A 17,060-nucleotide genomic window follows, 5' to 3' on the forward strand; every position below is an offset into this window, starting at 1 on the left:
GGTGGTTAAAAATGAAGGAAAGTATCAAATTATATAAAAGTTTATCATTAGATATAGTAAATAAATTAAAAAGTAGTAGTTTAATTAATATAGGTGATTTATTTGATAAAAGACAAGAAATATTAAGTAATGTACTTGACTTTGAAGCATTTAAAAGCCAGATGATCGATGAAGGAATATTAGAAATTGATAGAGAGATACATATATTACTTAGTGATAGTATAGAAAAAACTAAAGATGAGATAAAAAATCACAAACTATCAAATAGAGTAAATACCTCATATCTAAGTACGAAAAAAGAAAATTTAAATATTTTTAACAAAAAAGTATAAAGTTAATATAAATTATAACGATATATATATATGTAAGGTACTTGGCCAAGTACAAAATACACAATACAAAAGGCAAAAGACAAGGATGTCGTAAAGTCCTAAGGAGAGGAAAAAACAATGAGAATAAACACTAATATGAACGCTATGATAGCGACTAATCAAATGGCAAAAAATACTGCATTATCAGGAAAGTCTATGGAGAAATTATCAACAGGACTAAGAATAAATAAAGCAGGAGATGACGCTGCAGGTCTTGCTGTTTCAGAAAAAATGAGATCGCAAATAAGAGGGATGCAACAAGCAGATAGAAACGTACAAGATGGTATATCAATGGTACAAACAGCAGAAGGTGCATTAGAAGAAGCAGGAAATATAGCTCAAAGAATGAGAGAACTTGGAGTTCAAGCAGGAAATGACACATTATCTGCAACTGATAGAGACAAGGTAAAAGAAGAATTAACTCAATTACAACAAGAAATGAATCAAATAGGTAAAGAAACTAAGTTCAATGGTAAAAACTTATTAAGTGGAGCAGGAGCATTTACAATACAAGCTGGAGCTAATAATGAAACTAGAACTATAAATACTATAGATTTAGTAGGACAAGCTAAAACTTTAGCTAGTATGGACGTTTCTAGTAGTTCAAAAGCACAAGCTTACGTAAGTAAAGTAGATGCAGCATTAGAACAAATAAATACAGGAAGAGCTAAATTAGGAGCAACTCAAAATAGATTAGAGTATACTTCTGCTAACTTAACAACTTCTACAGAAAACTTAAGTGCAGCAGAATCAAGAATAAGAGACGTTGATGTTGCTAAAGAAATGGTTAACTTATCTAAGTTAAACATATTAAATCAAGCAGCACAAGCTATGGTTGGACAAGCTAATCAACAACCTCAAAGTGTAACTCAGTTATTAAGATAGTTTTAAAATAAGTAAATAAATTATAAATATATTAAAAAATATAAAGTATATCTATATTATGCCGATATATATAATATAGATATACTTTTATAAATAAAAGACAAGGATGTCGTAAAGTTCTAAGGAGAGAAAAAACAATGAGAATAAATACTAATATGAATGCTATGATAGCGACTAACCAAATGGCAAAAAATACTGCATTATCAGGAAAGTCTATGGAAAAATTATCAACAGGGCTAAGAATAAATAAAGCAGGAGATGACGCTGCAGGACTTGCTGTTTCAGAAAAAATGAGATCTCAAATAAGAGGAATGCAACAAGCAGATAGAAACGTACAAGATGGTATATCAATGGTACAAACAGCAGAAGGTGCATTAGAAGAAGCAGGAAATATAGCTCAAAGAATGAGAGAACTAGGAGTTCAAGCAGGAAATGATACATTAACTACAACTGATAGAGATAAGATAAAAGAAGAATTAACTCAATTACAACAAGAAATGAGCCAAATAGGTAAAGAAACTAAATTTAATGGTAAAAACTTATTAAGTGGAGCAGGTACATTTACAATACAATCAGGAGCTAATAATGAAACTAGAACTATAAATACAATAGATTTAGTTAAGACTGCAGGAAGTTTAACTATAGATGTATCTGATAATACAAAGGCTCAAGCTTTCGTAAGTACGGTAGATGCAGCATTAGAAAACATAAACACAGGAAGAGCTAAATTAGGAGCAACTCAAAATAGATTAGAGTATACTTCTGCTAACTTAACAACTTCTACAGAAAACTTAAGTGCAGCAGAATCAAGAATAAGAGATGTTGATGTTGCTAAAGAAATGGTTAATTTATCTAAGTTAAACATATTAAATCAAGCAGCACAAGCTATGGTTGGACAAGCTAACCAACAACCTCAAAGTGTAACTCAGTTATTAAGATAGCTTTATTAAGTTAAAAAATAAAGAGTAAAGCATGTGCTTTACTCTTTATTTTTAAATTTAATCACTTAAAAGGAGTATTAAATATATGCTACTAAGTATTGTAATGATGGTAAAAAATGAAGAGAGATATTTAGATAAAACATTAAACTCACTACGTCCTTTAATGGAAGAAATAAATTCTGAATTAGTAATACTAGATACTGGATCAACTGATTCGACTGTTGATATTGCAAGAAAATATACTGATAAAGTATTTTTTGCAAAGTGGAATGATAACTTTTCAGATATGAGAAATATATCAATAAGTTATGCAGAGGGAGACTGGATACTTATATTAGATGCAGATGAAGAGTTAATTAATTATGAGAAATTAAAAGAATTCTTTGATAAAAGCTTATGCAATAAATATAATAGTGCAAGTATAAATCTAAAAAATATACTTTCGCTAGATAAAAAAAGTTATAGTATGACACCTTTAATTAGAATGTTTAAAAACTCAAAGGATTTTAGATATGAAGGAGCAATACACGAACAACCAAAATTTAAACATCCTATATATAACAATGTAGCTTTATTTGATCACTATGGATATTTGTTTGAAAATGAAGAAATCAAACAATTAAAAGATAATAGAAATAAAAATATTTTATTAAAAGAAATAAAGAAAGAACCGAATAACCCATATATTAACTATCAATTAGGAAAAACTTATTCTATATCTAAAAACTATGAAGATGCAATATATTATATGGAAAAAGGGTATGATTTGTATACAAAAATTAAATATATACCGATATTTGTAACATTAGATTTAGCTATGCTTTATTTAGAAATGAATGAGTTTGATAAATGTGAAAGTTTATGCACTAAGTATATAAAAAATGATAATAAAAATATAGATATATATTATTACCTAGCGACAAGTCAAAAATATTTAAGAAAAAATAAACGAAGCTTAGAAAATTATAAAAGGTATTTATATCTTATAGAAAATTATGATATATCTACACAAGCTAATGCTGTTGAGTGTAATGCAGATACATTGATACACCAAGATAAAGCTAAAGTTAACATTATTGATATTTATTACAAATTAGAGATGTATCAAGAGATAATAAATAATATAGATGATATAAATATTAATATTTTAGAACAAGCTTACTTAGTTATATTTATGAGTTTATATAAATTAAATAAAGAAGAAAAAATTATTGAAATATATAAAAATCTTTCATCTTGTATAGTACAGCAAAATAAATTTAAAGTTGCATTAGAAAGTATACTAAAAAAAATAAAAGAAGAAGATTTGCCTAAAATGTATAAAATGCTTTCTAAAATAGATGGAAATTACGGCACTTTAAATAAAATAAGATTAGGTGAGAAATTAACGATTGAACAATATAATGAGATACTAACAAAAGAGCAAGAAATATATTATGCAGATATAATATATTATGCTATGAAAGAAAATCTACAATTAGAAGATATATTAAAAAATATAAGTAACTTAAAAATGCAAGGTTATATAGATTATTTAGTTTCAAATAAAAGAGATTTTATATTTGATTTATATGATTACTTAGATAGTACTTTAAATACTTTAGACATAAAGAAACTTCAAATTTATAGTTGTGTATCTAAATCATTGTTAATATATGGTGGTTTAGTTGGTAAAAAATATGAAAATTTATTTTTAATGTATATAACTTATACTTATGATTATTTGAAGCAATTATATAATACAGACTTAGAAGATGATGATTTACTAAATTTATTGAAAAATGAAGATGAAATATTCATTATAAGTATAAATAGAGCTCAAAAACTTAGTAAAACTGATAAATTAGAGTATGTAAAAAAAATGAAAGACTTATTAATAAAAAATCAAAAATACAAAAAGGGAATAGAAATATTAATAGAGAAATTTAAAAATGAATTTGATATAAATGAAGAGCTAAATGGTCTTAAAAAACAATATAAATCGATAATTCAAAATGACATAGAGGTAGGAAATATTATTGGAGCTAAAGAAAATATAGATGAATATGAAAGTATATTCGAAGAAGAAGAAGCAGAGATACTAAATTTAAAAGCAATTATAAAAATGTTAGAAGGAAAGTTCGAAGAATCTGATAAAATATTTAAAAATTCATATTTATTAGATAGATACAATTATAATGTGGTTTTTAATATAGGGTGCATAAAAGAAATATTAGGACAATATGAAGATGCCACTAAATATTTTGAATTAATAGTAAAAAACTGTGAAGACGAAAACATAGTTCTAGAATCAAAAGAAAAAATTATGATTATAAATTAAAATATACAAAAATTATGTCATAAGAGGAGGCTCAAATTTGAGTAAGTATAAATTTGTATTTGACCTAGATTCAACATTAACAAAACAGGAAATACTTCCTGAAATGGCAAAGTGTATTGGATGTCATGAAAGTATTAGTAAAATAACAGAAGAGACTATGTTAGGTAAGTTGTCTTTTGAAGAAAGTTTTCTAAAACGAATTGAAATATTAAAAGAGATACCTATAAAAAAAGTACGTAATATAGTTAAAAATATAATATTAAATGAAGAATTAATTAAATTTATTTTAGAGAATATAGATAGATGTATTATAATAACTGGTAATCTAGATATCTGGATTTGTGAACTCATGGATATGTTAGGTTTAAATGATATATATTACTCATCAAAGGCTTTAACAGATGGGCAATATATTAAATCAGTTGAAAATGTTATAAAAAAGGAAGATATAATAAAAGAAATAGATGGACCAATAGTAGCTATTGGAGATGGAAGTAATGACTCAAAAATGATAGAGTATGCTGATATAGGAATTGGATTTGGTGCTGTTAGACCAATAGCTCCGAGTGTATTAAATGTTTGTGACTATGCGTTTTATGAGGAGGAGAAATTATGTCAGTTTCTAAAACGATTATTATAAGTTGCGCAGGAATGGGAACTAGATTAGGTTTAAATACTAATAAATCATTAATTGATATTGATGGAAAACCATTAATAATAAGACAATTAGAATGTTTAGACAAGTTTGATGATATAAGAATTGTTGTAGGATATCAAGCCCAAGAAGTTATTGATGTAGTTTGTTCATATAGAAAAGATATTACTTTTGTGTTTAATCATGATTATACTAATACAAAAACTGCTGCTAGTTTATCACTAGGAAAAAAACATTCTAATGAGATGATTATATCATTAGATGGAGATGTATTATTTAAACCTGAAGACCTCGAAAGATTTATATTAGAAGATGATGAAGAAGCAATAGGTGTTTGTTCTCCATATACTAATGAACCAGTATATATAGATACTGAATTTATAGATGGAACTGAACATGCAGTTAGTTTTTCAAGACAACATGGAAAGTATGAATGGACTGGGTTGTTTAAAATATATTCAGATAAACTTAATAGGGGAAATGACCATGTATATAAAATGATAACACCTAATTTACCTTTAAAAGTAGTTCATGTAAATTTAAAGGAAATAGATAATATGAATGAATATAAAGAAGCTTTAGATTGGTATAAAAATGGATACAAATAAAATCGGTTAAATATGAATTTATAATCAAACCTTAACTCCGAGAAATGAAATGACGAAAAAATACAAGGGTATATAAAGAAAATATAAATAAAAAAGTGTAAAACTGTTTTTGAATAAAAGAGCAGAAAAGTACACAGAAGATAATCTTTATAAAGCTGTAAAATGTAACGATAATGATTCTGAATATGCAAAATTATTAGATGAGTATGAAAAAGAAGTTATAATACCTAAATTAAAAATAGATAAAAATTCTAAAGCTTTAGATATAGGTTGTGGAGTAGGAAGATTAGCAGAAATGATAGTATTAGATAGTAAATACTATTTAGGTACTGATTTTGCAGAAGATTTACTTAATATAGCGAGAAAAAGAATAGGTTGTAACAATAGTTATGATTTTCAAATATATGATTTTATAAATATATATGATAATGAAGTTGTAAAAAGTAATGCCCCGTTTAATAAAGTAATTTTAGCAGGTGTTATAATGTATATAAATGATGAAGAATTTAACATATGCTTTAAAAATTTACTAAAAGTGCTAGATAAAGAGGCTATGATATATATAGCATAACCAATTGCTACAAAAGAAAGATTAACCCTAGGTGATTTTTACTCTAATAAATTAAATAGTGAATATAATGTTGTATATAGAACAATTGATGAATACATAGATGTTTTTAAAGTTCTTATAAATAATGGATTTAAGATTATAGAAAATGAAATGTTTCTAACTGATAAAAAAACAATACAAAGAAACTGAGAGACACTATTTTATTTTAAAGAGAGGTTAAACAATAAACTTATAACTAAAGTTACAATTTAAATCTTGGATTTATAGAAAGTAGTGTGATTAAAAATGAATGAAAAACAAAGAATAATAGAAATTTTAAAAACCTCAATAGAAGGTATTTCTTACATAATTAAAAATTTAAATACAGACTATGAGTTTATGTCTGAAATTTGTATACAAGCTATTAATACAGTTAAAAATAGCTTTGAAAACGCTAAAAAATGTGACGATAGACTTTATAATCTATCAAATAGTATATTAGAAAAATTAAAAAATCTAAATAAAACAAAAGATACAGATACACTTTATGATTGCCAAGAAATTATTAATATGATAAATGATATGATAGATATTATAAATAAAAATATTAAGGGAAAATATAATATTGTTTTTATGCCATACAATGCATCTATGTGGAATAGTCTTGAAAGTATTTGGAAAGAAGCTAAAGAAGATGAAAATTGTAATTGCTATGTAGTACCAATTCCATATTATAAGTTAATTTATAATAGAAATGGGAATATAGACGCTATATTTACATATGAAGGTGATATGTTGCCTAAATATGTACCTATTACTGATTATAAAACATTTGATTTAGAAAAAATTAGTCCAGATGTTATATATATACACAATCAATATGATGAATATAATAATGCTACTAGAGTAGATAGCAACTATTTTTCTTATAATTTAAAAAAATATACAGATATGCTAGTATATGTTACTTATGGAATATTAGGTACTTATCCAATTTCATTTTATAAAGATTTTTACTCATTTATAGGAACAAGAGAATTTGATAAAGTTGTTGTACAATCTTATGCATTTGCAGACATTGCAGAATATAGTGGGGTAGCTAGAGAGAAATTATTGCCTCTTGGGTCACCTAAATTTGATGCTTTAGTTAGTAGTCTAAAATCAAATACTACAAATGAATATTATAAAAATAAATTTAAAGGTAAAAAGGTATTTTTATGGACTACAAACTTAATGAAAGTTATAAATGGAAGAGATAAAGTATTAGATGAAGTTGAAGAAGTCTTTAATAAAATTAGAAATGATTTAAACTATGGATTAATATATAGACCTCACCCTCTAGAGCTTTCATATGTTAAATCAAGAGCCCCAGAATGCTATAAAAGATATAAAGAGTTATTAAGCTCAGCAAAAAATACAGAAAATATAATTATTGATAATTCACCTAGTTATTACGAAGCTTTTCAAATATCTGATGCACTAATAACAGATAGGTCTTCTGTATTAATTGAATATATGGCTACAGGAAAACCTGTTTTAATATATGACATAGAATTAAACAGAGAATACTATCATGAAAAAGTATTTGATATATTTTCTAATTATATAGTTGGTGAAGATGAAATGACTGTAGATAAATTTATAGATTTAGTAGTCAATAAAAAAGATTACAAAAAAGATAATAGAATTAATGCACTAAATACTGTTCTTTCAAATATTGATGGTAGTTGTGGAGAACAAGTTCACAAACATATAAAGCAGTGTATTGAAAATAATTATTTTTAAAATTTCACAATGATATTAAATACAAAAAGTCATGAATAACTTATTATATTAAGTAACTATTTTTACAAGACTTTTTGTATTTTATTATTAAAAATATTAAGTATTAATTAATACAGGTATATAAATTTAACTATAAGAGTATTTATAATAATTAATAGTTTTACACATATCCCGATAAGTTCATAAAATAAATCTAAATTAAAAGTAGTTAAATTACTACTAAAGTCTTTAATCATTTTTCAAAATTATGAATTTTTATAATATTATATGAACACAATATTAAATTTTCTTTAAAGAAAGAATAAATTTTAATGTTGCAAATGTTATAAAATTTATCTAAGTAAAAACTAACTTTAATATACATTTTATTACTATAATAAGCTTTGATTTATTAATAAGGTAGATAAGTATCATAAGAAATTTTATTAATATAATTGAGTATTAAATCAATATTTATATCAAAAATATCTTTAGGAACTAATATAGATATAAATAAAGTAAATTTTCTAATTTTAATATTTTGAATTTATAAATAAAACTACAGTCATAATTGAAAAAAATAGGAATATTATCTAAATTTATAATATTTATAAATTAATCTGAATAAGGATGTTTAAGTTAAAAATTTTTAGTGTTATAGAGTTTGTTATCTAATATATAATTTGTATTATTTTAATAAAAAATATAAAGTTCTAATTATATCAGCCGTATAATATAAAATAAAATTACACTTTGCGATTTAACCAATAAGTTTAAATATATTTTTAATATTAGTTTGAAAAAAAATAGTAAGAAAATACAAATAAAAACTTGATTAAATGGTAATTATACTATAATATTTAGTGTATGGAAAAAAATGTCGAAAAGTGTAAAAAAAGAACGAAAAACAAAATAGCAAGCTAGAGAAATCTAGTGACGCAAAACTATAGGAGCTAAAGTAGAAACTATGCTAGCCAGTTGCAAAAAACTGTGTGTTTTTGTTTTCGATATATAAGGTTTATAATTTTGGAGAATTATGAATAATATATAAATTATTTTGATTGTTTGTGTCCAAATTATGCATCTCTATTTATCGACGCTGATATTATATAACTCTCTTTAGAGTTATTTTTTTTTGAAGAAATAATATTTTAATAAATCTAATAATTCAATTAAATTATTAAAGTTCATTATGTATTTTACATTTTTTATTATAGGAAAAATTATGTAATAGTATAAATTATATAGAAAAAAATAAGTAAAAGTTTATAATTAAAATAGTAAAAAAATTAAATATAAGGAAACAAATAATAAATATATTGATTTAATTTTATATAAAAAATAATCAAATTCTAGCAATGATAGTATGCTATGTAGTATACAAAATTACTCTTTAGAGAGTGGTTTTTTGATTTATAAAATTAATGGAGGAGAGTAATATGGAAATCTATAATTTAATGAAAATGGGATTAGATGCTACACATTTAAGGAGTAATGCCATTGCAGAAAATATTGCTAACATAAATACTCCAGGGTATAAAAGAAAGTATGTTAGTTTCGAAGATACTTTGAAGAATAAACTAGAAATTCCTAGTATAAAGTTAAAGATTGATAAGGAATCTGTGGTCAGAGAAGATGGGAATAACGTTGATATTGAACATGAGAAGGTTAATCAAGCAGCTACGACATTAGAATATAATGCGTTAGTAAGTCTTACAAATATAAAAATCGCTATGACAAAAAGTATAATATCTGGGAGGTAAATAAATGAGTGTTTTTAGTGGTATGAGAATTAGTGCAAGTGGTCTGACAGCAGAACGTATGAGAATGGATATAATATCTTCAAATGTTGCTAATATGCAGACTACAAGAACTAAAAATGGAGGAGCATATAGGAGAAAAGTAGCTACCTTTGAAGAAAATTATGATGAAAAATTAGGGATGTTAGGAGTTAAAACAAAAAAGATTGAAGAAGATAAATCTCCTCTCAGAAAAATATATGAACCGAATCATCCTGATGCAGACAAAGATGGATATGTAGAATATCCAAATGTAGATTTATTAGCTGAAATGTCAGATCTTATAAGTGCATCGAGAGCTTATGAATCTAATGTAGATACTTTAAATGCTCAAAAAAATATGATATCTAAAGCTTTAGAGATAGGTAGATAGAAAGTAGGTGGTTAAATGACAGGAATAAGTAATATAAATATTAATTCTGATATATTCTCTAATGCTATTAATAATAAGACTACATATAAAGTTAAAGGAAATGAAAAGCCAGACAAGCAATTTGAAGATGTTATAAAGAATGCTATAGGTAAGGTAAATGATAGTATTATAAATTCAAATGAAAAGATAGAAGCGCTTATAAAAGGTGAAGATGTTTCTATGCATGATGTTATGCTATCAGCACAAGAATCTCAAATGTCAGTGCAACTTATGATTGAGATTAGAAATAAGTTATATGATGCTTACCAAGAAATTAATAGAGTGCAATTGTAATTCCTTAATAAGGAGCAGATAGATGAATTTTAAAGAGATAATAGAAAAAATAAAAGATTTTATAAAAACAAGAAAAGAAAAATTTAAGGAAATGAGAAAAGAAAAGAAAATAGCCATTATAGTTGGAGTGATTGCAATTATATTAGCTATAATATTTGGAATTAAGTATAAAAATGATAATAAATATGATGTTCTTTTCTCAGGTTTAGATTCAAATGATGCATCTGTTATAACTAAAGAACTAGAAAAAGAAAAAATTGAAACGAAAATAGAGGGCGATAGTATATATGTACCTAAAGATCAGGTAGATAAGTTAAGACTTGAACTATCTGGAAAAGTTTCAAATGGTTCTAAAGGATTTGAACTTATGGATGAAGGATCATCGTTAGGTCTTACAGATGAGGAATTTGAGGTAAAAAAACAAAGAATGATTCAAGGTGAACTAGAAAAAACTATAAAAACTTTTCCGCAAGTACAAGATGCAAGAGTTCATATAACAGAAGGTGAAGAATCTGTATTTGCTAAAGAGAGCATACCTGGAAAAGCAGCCGTTTATGTAGATTTAAATGTAGGAGAACAATTAAGTCAAGAACAAGTTAAATCTATAATATCTTTAGTATCCGCAAGTACACCAAATATACCGAAACAAAATGTTGAGGTAATCAACCAAAATATGGTCTTATTATCAGAAGGAATATTTGATGAAAATGGAAAAGCAAATTCTAGCGATAATTCTAATGGGATTGATATTGCAACTAAGGCAGAAAGAGATCTAGATAAAGGATTAGAAAGAGATATAGTTAGATTACTTGAACCTATATTTGGAGTAGGAAAAGTAAGAGCAACTGTTAATGCTGATTTGAATTTTGACACTAATGAAAAAACTCAAACGATAATAGATCCTAACAAGGTTATAGTAAGTGAGTCAAAAAGTGAAAATAAATCTACAGAGCCAGTAAATACAGGTGGTACTGTTGATAACAATATGAATAATAAAGGCAATGTAAATGATGGAACTACTGAAAGTAAAAGTGAAGATATAAAGTATGAAGTAGGAAAGACAGAAATTAAAACTGTTAAAGCTCAAGGTGAATTAAATAGAATAACTGCTTCGGTTGCTATAGATGGCAAATTAGATGCGGGAGATATTCAAGACGTTAAAGATATGGTATCTAATACCATTGGTGTAGAAAAAAATAGAGGCGATGATGTAGTAGTTGTTGCTATGGACTTTGAAGCAAATGCTAAAAAGAATCTAAAAAATGCATTAGGTGATGAAGATGAAGTGGCTAAGTTATTAAAAACAACAGGATATATAGTAGCCGGATTATTACTAATTATAGTAATAGCACTTATAGCTATATTTGTTATTAAGAAAAAGAATAAATCTAAAGAAATTGATGAAATAGATGAATCTAATGAAATAGATATGATAAATCAAAAGCTAGAAGAAATGGAAAAACATAGGCTACACAATTTAGAAGATGATGAAGATAATATGACTTTAGAGGAAGAAGTTAAGATATACGCTTCAGAAAATATAGAAGAAGTTACAGAATTAATAAATAATTGGTTAAATGAGTAAAGGGTGGTAGTTTGTTTTGGAAAATGAAGTTACTAAATCAGTAGAGAGTACTAAATCAGGAAATGCATTTGATTTAGGTGATATACCTAAAGTGAGAAGAGTTACTGGTGCTAGAAAGGCAGCAGTACTCTTAATGACATTAGGGACTGACGTTTCAGCGGATATAGTTAAAAATCTATCTGATAAGAAAATACAAAGAATCGGTGTAGAAATAGCTAATATACACACTGTCAACGCAAGAGAAAGAAGAGAAATTCTCCAAGAATTTATAGAACTAAATAAAGGAAAAGAATTTGTGTTAAAAGGTGGTATAGACTATGCAAAATCACTGCTTAATGGAGCTTTAGGAAACCAAAGAGCTAATAAATTAATAGAAGGAATTAGATATGATGCTTATACAAAACTGTTTATGGCAGCGAGAAAAGCTGAACCAGAGCAGATATTAGCATGTATACAAGGTGAAAGTACACAAACTATAGCTATAATCTTATCTCACATACAATCAGACAAAGCAGCTTTGATATTAAGTGAGTTACCACCTAAGATTAAAAATGAAGTTTCACTAAAAATAGGATCAACATCATCAGTATCACCAAGTGTAATAAAGGCCATTGATGAAGCTGTAGAAATGAAACTATCAAAACTTGGACAAAGAGAAATGGAAAGTTCTGGTGGTGTTGATAGCTTGGTTGAAATACTTGGTAATGTAGATAGAAAAACAGAAAAAAGCATTATAAGTTACATAGAAGAAAGAAACAATGAATTAGCTGAGGATATAAAGGCAAATATGTTTATATTTGACGACATTGTAAGGCTTGAAAATTCTACTATTCAGAGAATTCTTAAAGAGGTTAATGTTAAAGATATTGCATTTGCTCTTAAGGGGGCATCTAAGGAAGTATCAAATGTCATATTTAGAAATCAATCTCAAAGGGCATCACAAGCTCTTAAAGAGGAAATTGATTTATTAGGAAAAATAAAAATATCTCAAGTAGAGGAAGCACAACAAAATATAGTTAATGTTATAAGACGACTTGAAGATATGGGTGAAATAACTTTAACAAGAGGATCAGATGATGAGTTTATCATGTAGTAACATAATAAAAGCTAAAAATGTTAATTTAAAAGGCGTAAAAACAATAAATAACCTCTCTCAAATTGAAAGTGAAGAAGAAAGAAAGCTTAGAGAAGACTTAGAAAAAAAATTAAGCGAAAAAAAAGAAGAAATAAATATTAAGTTACAAGAAGCTCAAAAAGAATATGATGACATTATAAATCAAGCTAAAGCTGAGGCAAGTCAGATAATTGAAGAAAGTAAGTTAGAAAGAGAAAATATAGAAAAAAAAGCTTATGAAGAAGGATACAATCAAGGGCTTAAAAACGGATATGAAGATGGATACAAAGAATCATATGAAGAAAATATAGAAAAGGCAAAAAAAGAGTCTGAAGAAATTGTAAATAATGCCAGTAAATTATTGATACAAGCTAAGGATAAAGTAGCTGAGTATATGAATTTAAATAAAGAAGAAATACTAAAAATTAGTATAAGTATAGCTCAACAAGTTCTAAGGGATGAATTCAAATCAGAATCATCTATGAATACTTTATTAACTAAGATAATTGAAGAGTATGAACTCAAGGAAAATATAGTAATAAAAGTAAATCCTTTATATAAAGATAGCTTAAATAATGAAATATTAAGTTTAAAAGAATGTAATAAACTTAAAGGCGACGTATTCGTTTTAGAAGATGAATCTATAGATATTGGAAATGCTATTATAGAGAACGTAAAAGGAAGAATAATAGTAGGTGTAGATGCTGTAATAGATAAGGTTAAAGAGGAGCTATTATGATAGACATAGATTTTGAAAGAATACTTAGTAGGATAAAGGATATGCCTACTGTTATATCTGAAGGAAAAGTAAAAAAAGTTATAGGTCTTACAATAGAAGTCGAAGGTATAAAAGGATTTGTAGGTGAGTTATGCTCTGTATACAATAATTTAAATACCCCTATAAATTGTGAAGTTGTAGGTTTTAGAGATGGAGATGTAATACTTATGCCTCTTGGTGAGTTAACAGGGATTGGACCTGGTTGCAAAGTAATTGCACAAGGAGTACCACTTAGTGTTAAATGTAGTGATGAACTTTTAGGAAAAGTACTTGATGGCATAGGTAATCCAATAGATGAAAATATGATTTTACAAGGTGAGAGATATAGTTTATTTAATGAACCACCAGATCCAATGAGAAGACCTCGAATAACAAATATAATGCCAACAGGAATAAGAGCAATAGATGGATTTTTAACTTGTGGAGAAGGACAGAGAATAGGAATATTTGCAGGTAGTGGAGTTGGTAAAAGTACAACTTTAGGAATGATGGCAAGAACGGCAGAAGCAGATGTAAATGTTATAGCCCTTATTGGAGAAAGAGGAAGGGAAGTTTTAGACTTCATTGAGAGAGATTTAGGTGAAGAAGGCATGAAGAAGTCGGTAGTTGTTTGTGCTACATCAGATAAATCACCTTTAGTAAGATTAAAGGGAGCACTAACAGCTACATCTATTGCCGAGTACTTTAGAGATAAAGGTAAAAAAGTAATATTAATGATGGATTCTGTAACAAGATTTGCTATGGCTCAAAGAGAAGTTGGATTAGCTATAGGAGAACCGCCAGCACAAAAAGGATATACTCCTTCCGTATTTGCTATGTTACCAAAGCTTATGGAAAGGACAGGAATGTCTGAAAAAGGATCTATAACAGCTTTTTATACTGTTTTAGTTGATGGAGACGATTTTAATGAACCAATAGCAGATACTGTAAGAGGAATACTAGATGGACACATTGTTTTATCTAGGCAATTAGCACATAAAAATCATTATCCAGCTATAGATATATTAAACAGTGTAAGTAGACTTATGAAAGAAATTGCAGATGATAATCATAATAAAGCTGCATCATTTGCTAGAGATATACTTGCTACTTATAAAGAAGCTGAAGATTTAATAAATATTGGAGCTTATGAAGAAGGTTCAAATAAAAATATAGATATGTCTATTAAATATATAGACAGAGTAAATGATTATTTAAAACAAGGTGTTAATGATAGTACACCATTTAATGAAAGCAAAGAGTTATTAATTAATATGTTCAACTAAAGGAGACTGATGTAAGTGAGTAAGTTCAAATTCAAACTTCAAAAACTGCTAGATATAAAAGTAAAAGATGAGGAAGAAAGTAAATTAAGATATACACAAGCTCAAAATCAAAAAAGAATAATAGAGAATAATTTAAGGAATTTAGAAAATTCTTATAAAAAATACTCAGATATAGGAATGTCTAAAGATATAATTAGTCAAAAAATTACTATTAATTATTTAGCAGCACTTACTCAATCTATAAAATTAACTAGTGAAGATTTGAGAAAAGAAGAAATTAATGTTTCTAAAGCAAAAAAAGATTTTATAGAAAAACAAATAGATAGGAAATCTTTAGAAACCCTTAAAGAAAACGAACTTAATAGATTAAAAAAAGAAGAAGATAGATTAGAACAATTAAAAAATGACGAATTTGCATTATATGCATATATAAGAAATAGAACAAATATATCATAAAGGTGAATTAATATGAATTTAAATATGTCTATAAAAGCAATGACTAATGCAAAAGAAAATATTTTAAAAAAAACAGAGGGAAGTAAAGATATAGTCAATTGTTTTTTTGGCGAAATAGAATCAAAGCTTGAAGATATGAGTTTAAATTTCAATACAGATGAATCTAATAAAAAAGACATTGATTTTAATCTCCTTCAAAATATAATATTTAACCTTAAATACATATATAATTTTGTAAATGATGAGTTAAAAGAAGGTAAAGATGTAGAAGGGTTAAATGAAAGTATCAATAATATACAAGTTATTTTTGATTCTATGAATATAGATAAAAATAATTTAGAAATAAATATAAATAATAAAGAAGGATTAGAAACTTTAGAAAATACTTTAGGTGAAATTGAATTTAAGTCTAATTTATTAAGTAACAATGATAAAGATAAATTAAATGATTTATTAGAGAAAATAAATAATGATACAGAAAATATAATAAAAAAATTTGATATAAACGAAAACAAAAGTAGTAATAATATCAAATCAAAACCAACTTCAAATAGCAATGAATTATTAAATAATGATTTTGAAGATACTAAAAATTATAAAAAAAATGACTTAATAAAGGAAACTAAGTATAGAGAATTAGAAATTAATTCATTAATAAATAAAAAAAACTTAAATAAAAGTAGTAGTTTAGATAACAATGATCTACAAATAAGTAAGTTAGAAGACATCCTTAATAAAGGAAGCATAGGAAATCTAAATACAAATAATATTTTAAAAAATGAAAATACATATAATTTAAATGATAGCTCAGTTAAAGAGATTAGAAAAATATTTATAAATGAAGATATTATAAAAACAGTAAACTACTTAAAAAGAAGTGGTAATGAAGAAATAAAAATTAAAGTTAATCCAATAGAATTAGGAGAGATGACTATAAAACTTGTAAAGCATGGAGAAGAAAATAGTTTATCTATAACTGTTAGTAAAAATAATATATTTGACTTGGTAAATAAAAATATAAATGATATAACTAAACATTTGAATGATATGAACATAAAAGTAAAAGATGTATCAATAAATATAAATTCAGAAAACCAAAATGTATTTTCAGACAATCTAAACCAAAATTTTAATAATAAAAATAGCCAGCAAGAAAGACAGAAAAATAACCAAAGACGTATAAGAGATATTATGTTAGAAGATATAAATGAAATCTCTAATATAGAAGAAGATAATCTAAATATATTAGTATAGGAGAATATA

At 25.8% G+C, this 17,060-nt stretch carries 17 protein-coding genes and 1 riboswitch; all 17 genes read left to right on the forward strand.

Annotated features, from left to right (window positions below):
* Nucleotides 1-11: 11 nt before the first annotated feature.
* The 17 genes from I1959_RS01255 (at nucleotide 12) to I1959_RS01335 (ending at nucleotide 17,051) form a co-directional block, all read left to right on the forward strand.
* Entirely contained in the window at nucleotides 12-332 is a 321-nt protein-coding gene (locus I1959_RS01255; RefSeq protein WP_166504987.1) for a hypothetical protein, read from the forward strand.
* A gap of 117 nt (nucleotides 333-449) precedes the next feature.
* Nucleotides 450-1,256, forward strand: a complete 807-nt coding sequence (locus tag I1959_RS01260) for a flagellin N-terminal helical domain-containing protein (RefSeq protein WP_166504988.1) — start codon at nucleotides 450-452, stop codon at nucleotides 1,254-1,256.
* A 137-nt stretch (nucleotides 1,257-1,393) separates the two neighbouring features.
* Entirely contained in the window at nucleotides 1,394-2,197 is an 804-nt protein-coding gene (locus I1959_RS01265) for a flagellin N-terminal helical domain-containing protein (protein ID WP_166504989.1), read from the forward strand.
* A gap of 85 nt (nucleotides 2,198-2,282) precedes the next feature.
* The gene (locus tag I1959_RS01270; protein WP_195236875.1) at nucleotides 2,283-4,517 is read left to right on the forward strand and encodes a glycosyltransferase; all 2,235 of its coding nucleotides are present in this window, start codon (nucleotides 2,283-2,285) and stop codon (nucleotides 4,515-4,517) included.
* A 37-nt stretch (nucleotides 4,518-4,554) separates the two neighbouring features.
* Complete coding sequence (locus tag I1959_RS01275; RefSeq protein WP_195236876.1) at nucleotides 4,555-5,157, forward strand: HAD-IB family phosphatase; 603 nt, start codon at nucleotides 4,555-4,557, stop codon at nucleotides 5,155-5,157.
* Nucleotides 5,130-5,780, forward strand: coding sequence for an NTP transferase domain-containing protein (locus tag I1959_RS01280; RefSeq protein ID WP_195236877.1), 651 nt, complete (start codon nucleotides 5,130-5,132; stop codon nucleotides 5,778-5,780). The genes I1959_RS01275 and I1959_RS01280 overlap by 28 nt, the downstream gene beginning before the upstream one ends.
* 109 nt (nucleotides 5,781-5,889) lie before the next feature.
* Complete coding sequence (locus I1959_RS01285; protein ID WP_243239962.1) at nucleotides 5,890-6,351, forward strand: class I SAM-dependent methyltransferase; 462 nt, start codon at nucleotides 5,890-5,892, stop codon at nucleotides 6,349-6,351.
* A gap of 285 nt (nucleotides 6,352-6,636) precedes the next feature.
* Nucleotides 6,637-8,115 (forward strand): CDP-glycerol glycerophosphotransferase family protein, encoded by a 1,479-nt coding sequence (locus tag I1959_RS01290; RefSeq protein WP_195236878.1) that lies wholly within the window; start codon nucleotides 6,637-6,639, stop codon nucleotides 8,113-8,115.
* 883 nt (nucleotides 8,116-8,998) lie between these two features.
* A riboswitch (cyclic di-GMP riboswitch) is annotated at nucleotides 8,999-9,080 on the forward strand.
* A gap of 453 nt (nucleotides 9,081-9,533) precedes the next feature.
* Nucleotides 9,534-9,857, forward strand: a complete 324-nt coding sequence (locus I1959_RS01295) for a flagellar basal body protein (RefSeq protein ID WP_195236879.1) — start codon at nucleotides 9,534-9,536, stop codon at nucleotides 9,855-9,857.
* A gap of 4 nt (nucleotides 9,858-9,861) precedes the next feature.
* Nucleotides 9,862-10,266, forward strand: a complete 405-nt coding sequence (gene flgC / locus I1959_RS01300) for a flagellar basal body rod protein FlgC (RefSeq protein ID WP_092926891.1) — start codon at nucleotides 9,862-9,864, stop codon at nucleotides 10,264-10,266.
* A gap of 15 nt (nucleotides 10,267-10,281) precedes the next feature.
* Nucleotides 10,282-10,599: a flagellar hook-basal body complex protein FliE gene (fliE, locus tag I1959_RS01305; RefSeq protein WP_166504996.1), complete on the forward strand. Its 318-nt coding sequence runs from the start codon at nucleotides 10,282-10,284 to the stop codon at nucleotides 10,597-10,599.
* A 22-nt stretch (nucleotides 10,600-10,621) separates the two neighbouring features.
* Complete coding sequence (fliF, locus tag I1959_RS01310; protein ID WP_195236880.1) at nucleotides 10,622-12,184, forward strand: flagellar basal-body MS-ring/collar protein FliF; 1,563 nt, start codon at nucleotides 10,622-10,624, stop codon at nucleotides 12,182-12,184.
* A 16-nt stretch (nucleotides 12,185-12,200) separates the two neighbouring features.
* Nucleotides 12,201-13,277, forward strand: a complete 1,077-nt coding sequence (gene fliG, locus I1959_RS01315) for a flagellar motor switch protein FliG (protein WP_092926885.1) — start codon at nucleotides 12,201-12,203, stop codon at nucleotides 13,275-13,277.
* Nucleotides 13,258-14,037, forward strand: coding sequence for a FliH/SctL family protein (locus I1959_RS01320; RefSeq protein WP_195236881.1), 780 nt, complete (start codon nucleotides 13,258-13,260; stop codon nucleotides 14,035-14,037). The genes fliG and I1959_RS01320 overlap by 20 nt, the downstream gene beginning before the upstream one ends.
* Nucleotides 14,034-15,341 (forward strand): flagellar protein export ATPase FliI, encoded by a 1,308-nt coding sequence (gene fliI / locus I1959_RS01325; protein ID WP_092926881.1) that lies wholly within the window; start codon nucleotides 14,034-14,036, stop codon nucleotides 15,339-15,341. The genes I1959_RS01320 and fliI overlap by 4 nt, the downstream gene beginning before the upstream one ends.
* Before the next feature lie 15 nt (nucleotides 15,342-15,356).
* Nucleotides 15,357-15,797 (forward strand): flagellar export protein FliJ, encoded by a 441-nt coding sequence (gene fliJ, locus I1959_RS01330; RefSeq protein WP_166504998.1) that lies wholly within the window; start codon nucleotides 15,357-15,359, stop codon nucleotides 15,795-15,797.
* 12 nt (nucleotides 15,798-15,809) lie between these two features.
* Nucleotides 15,810-17,051, forward strand: coding sequence for a flagellar hook-length control protein FliK (locus I1959_RS01335; protein ID WP_195236882.1), 1,242 nt, complete (start codon nucleotides 15,810-15,812; stop codon nucleotides 17,049-17,051).
* Nucleotides 17,052-17,060 lie beyond the last annotated feature (9 nt).

This window comes from Romboutsia sp. 1001285H_161024_C4 (assembly GCF_015550185.1).
GTDB lineage: Bacteria > Bacillota > Clostridia > Peptostreptococcales > Peptostreptococcaceae > Romboutsia_C > Romboutsia_C hominis.

Coding starts and splice junctions, on each gene's coding strand:
- I1959_RS01255 (WP_166504987.1), top strand. CDS start 12: ATGAAGGAAAGTATCAAATTATATAAAAGTTTATCATTAGATATAGTA.
- I1959_RS01260 (WP_166504988.1), top strand. CDS start 450: ATGAGAATAAACACTAATATGAACGCTATGATAGCGACTAATCAAATG.
- I1959_RS01265 (WP_166504989.1), top strand. CDS start 1,394: ATGAGAATAAATACTAATATGAATGCTATGATAGCGACTAACCAAATG.
- I1959_RS01270 (WP_195236875.1), top strand. CDS start 2,283: ATGCTACTAAGTATTGTAATGATGGTAAAAAATGAAGAGAGATATTTA.
- I1959_RS01280 (WP_195236877.1), top strand. CDS start 5,130: ATGTCAGTTTCTAAAACGATTATTATAAGTTGCGCAGGAATGGGAACT.
- I1959_RS01290 (WP_195236878.1), top strand. CDS start 6,637: ATGAATGAAAAACAAAGAATAATAGAAATTTTAAAAACCTCAATAGAA.
- I1959_RS01295 (WP_195236879.1), top strand. CDS start 9,534: ATGGAAATCTATAATTTAATGAAAATGGGATTAGATGCTACACATTTA.
- flgC (WP_092926891.1), top strand. CDS start 9,862: ATGAGTGTTTTTAGTGGTATGAGAATTAGTGCAAGTGGTCTGACAGCA.
- fliE (WP_166504996.1), top strand. CDS start 10,282: ATGACAGGAATAAGTAATATAAATATTAATTCTGATATATTCTCTAAT.
- fliF (WP_195236880.1), top strand. CDS start 10,622: ATGAATTTTAAAGAGATAATAGAAAAAATAAAAGATTTTATAAAAACA.
- I1959_RS01320 (WP_195236881.1), top strand. CDS start 13,258: ATGATGAGTTTATCATGTAGTAACATAATAAAAGCTAAAAATGTTAAT.
- fliI (WP_092926881.1), top strand. CDS start 14,034: ATGATAGACATAGATTTTGAAAGAATACTTAGTAGGATAAAGGATATG.
- I1959_RS01335 (WP_195236882.1), top strand. CDS start 15,810: ATGAATTTAAATATGTCTATAAAAGCAATGACTAATGCAAAAGAAAAT.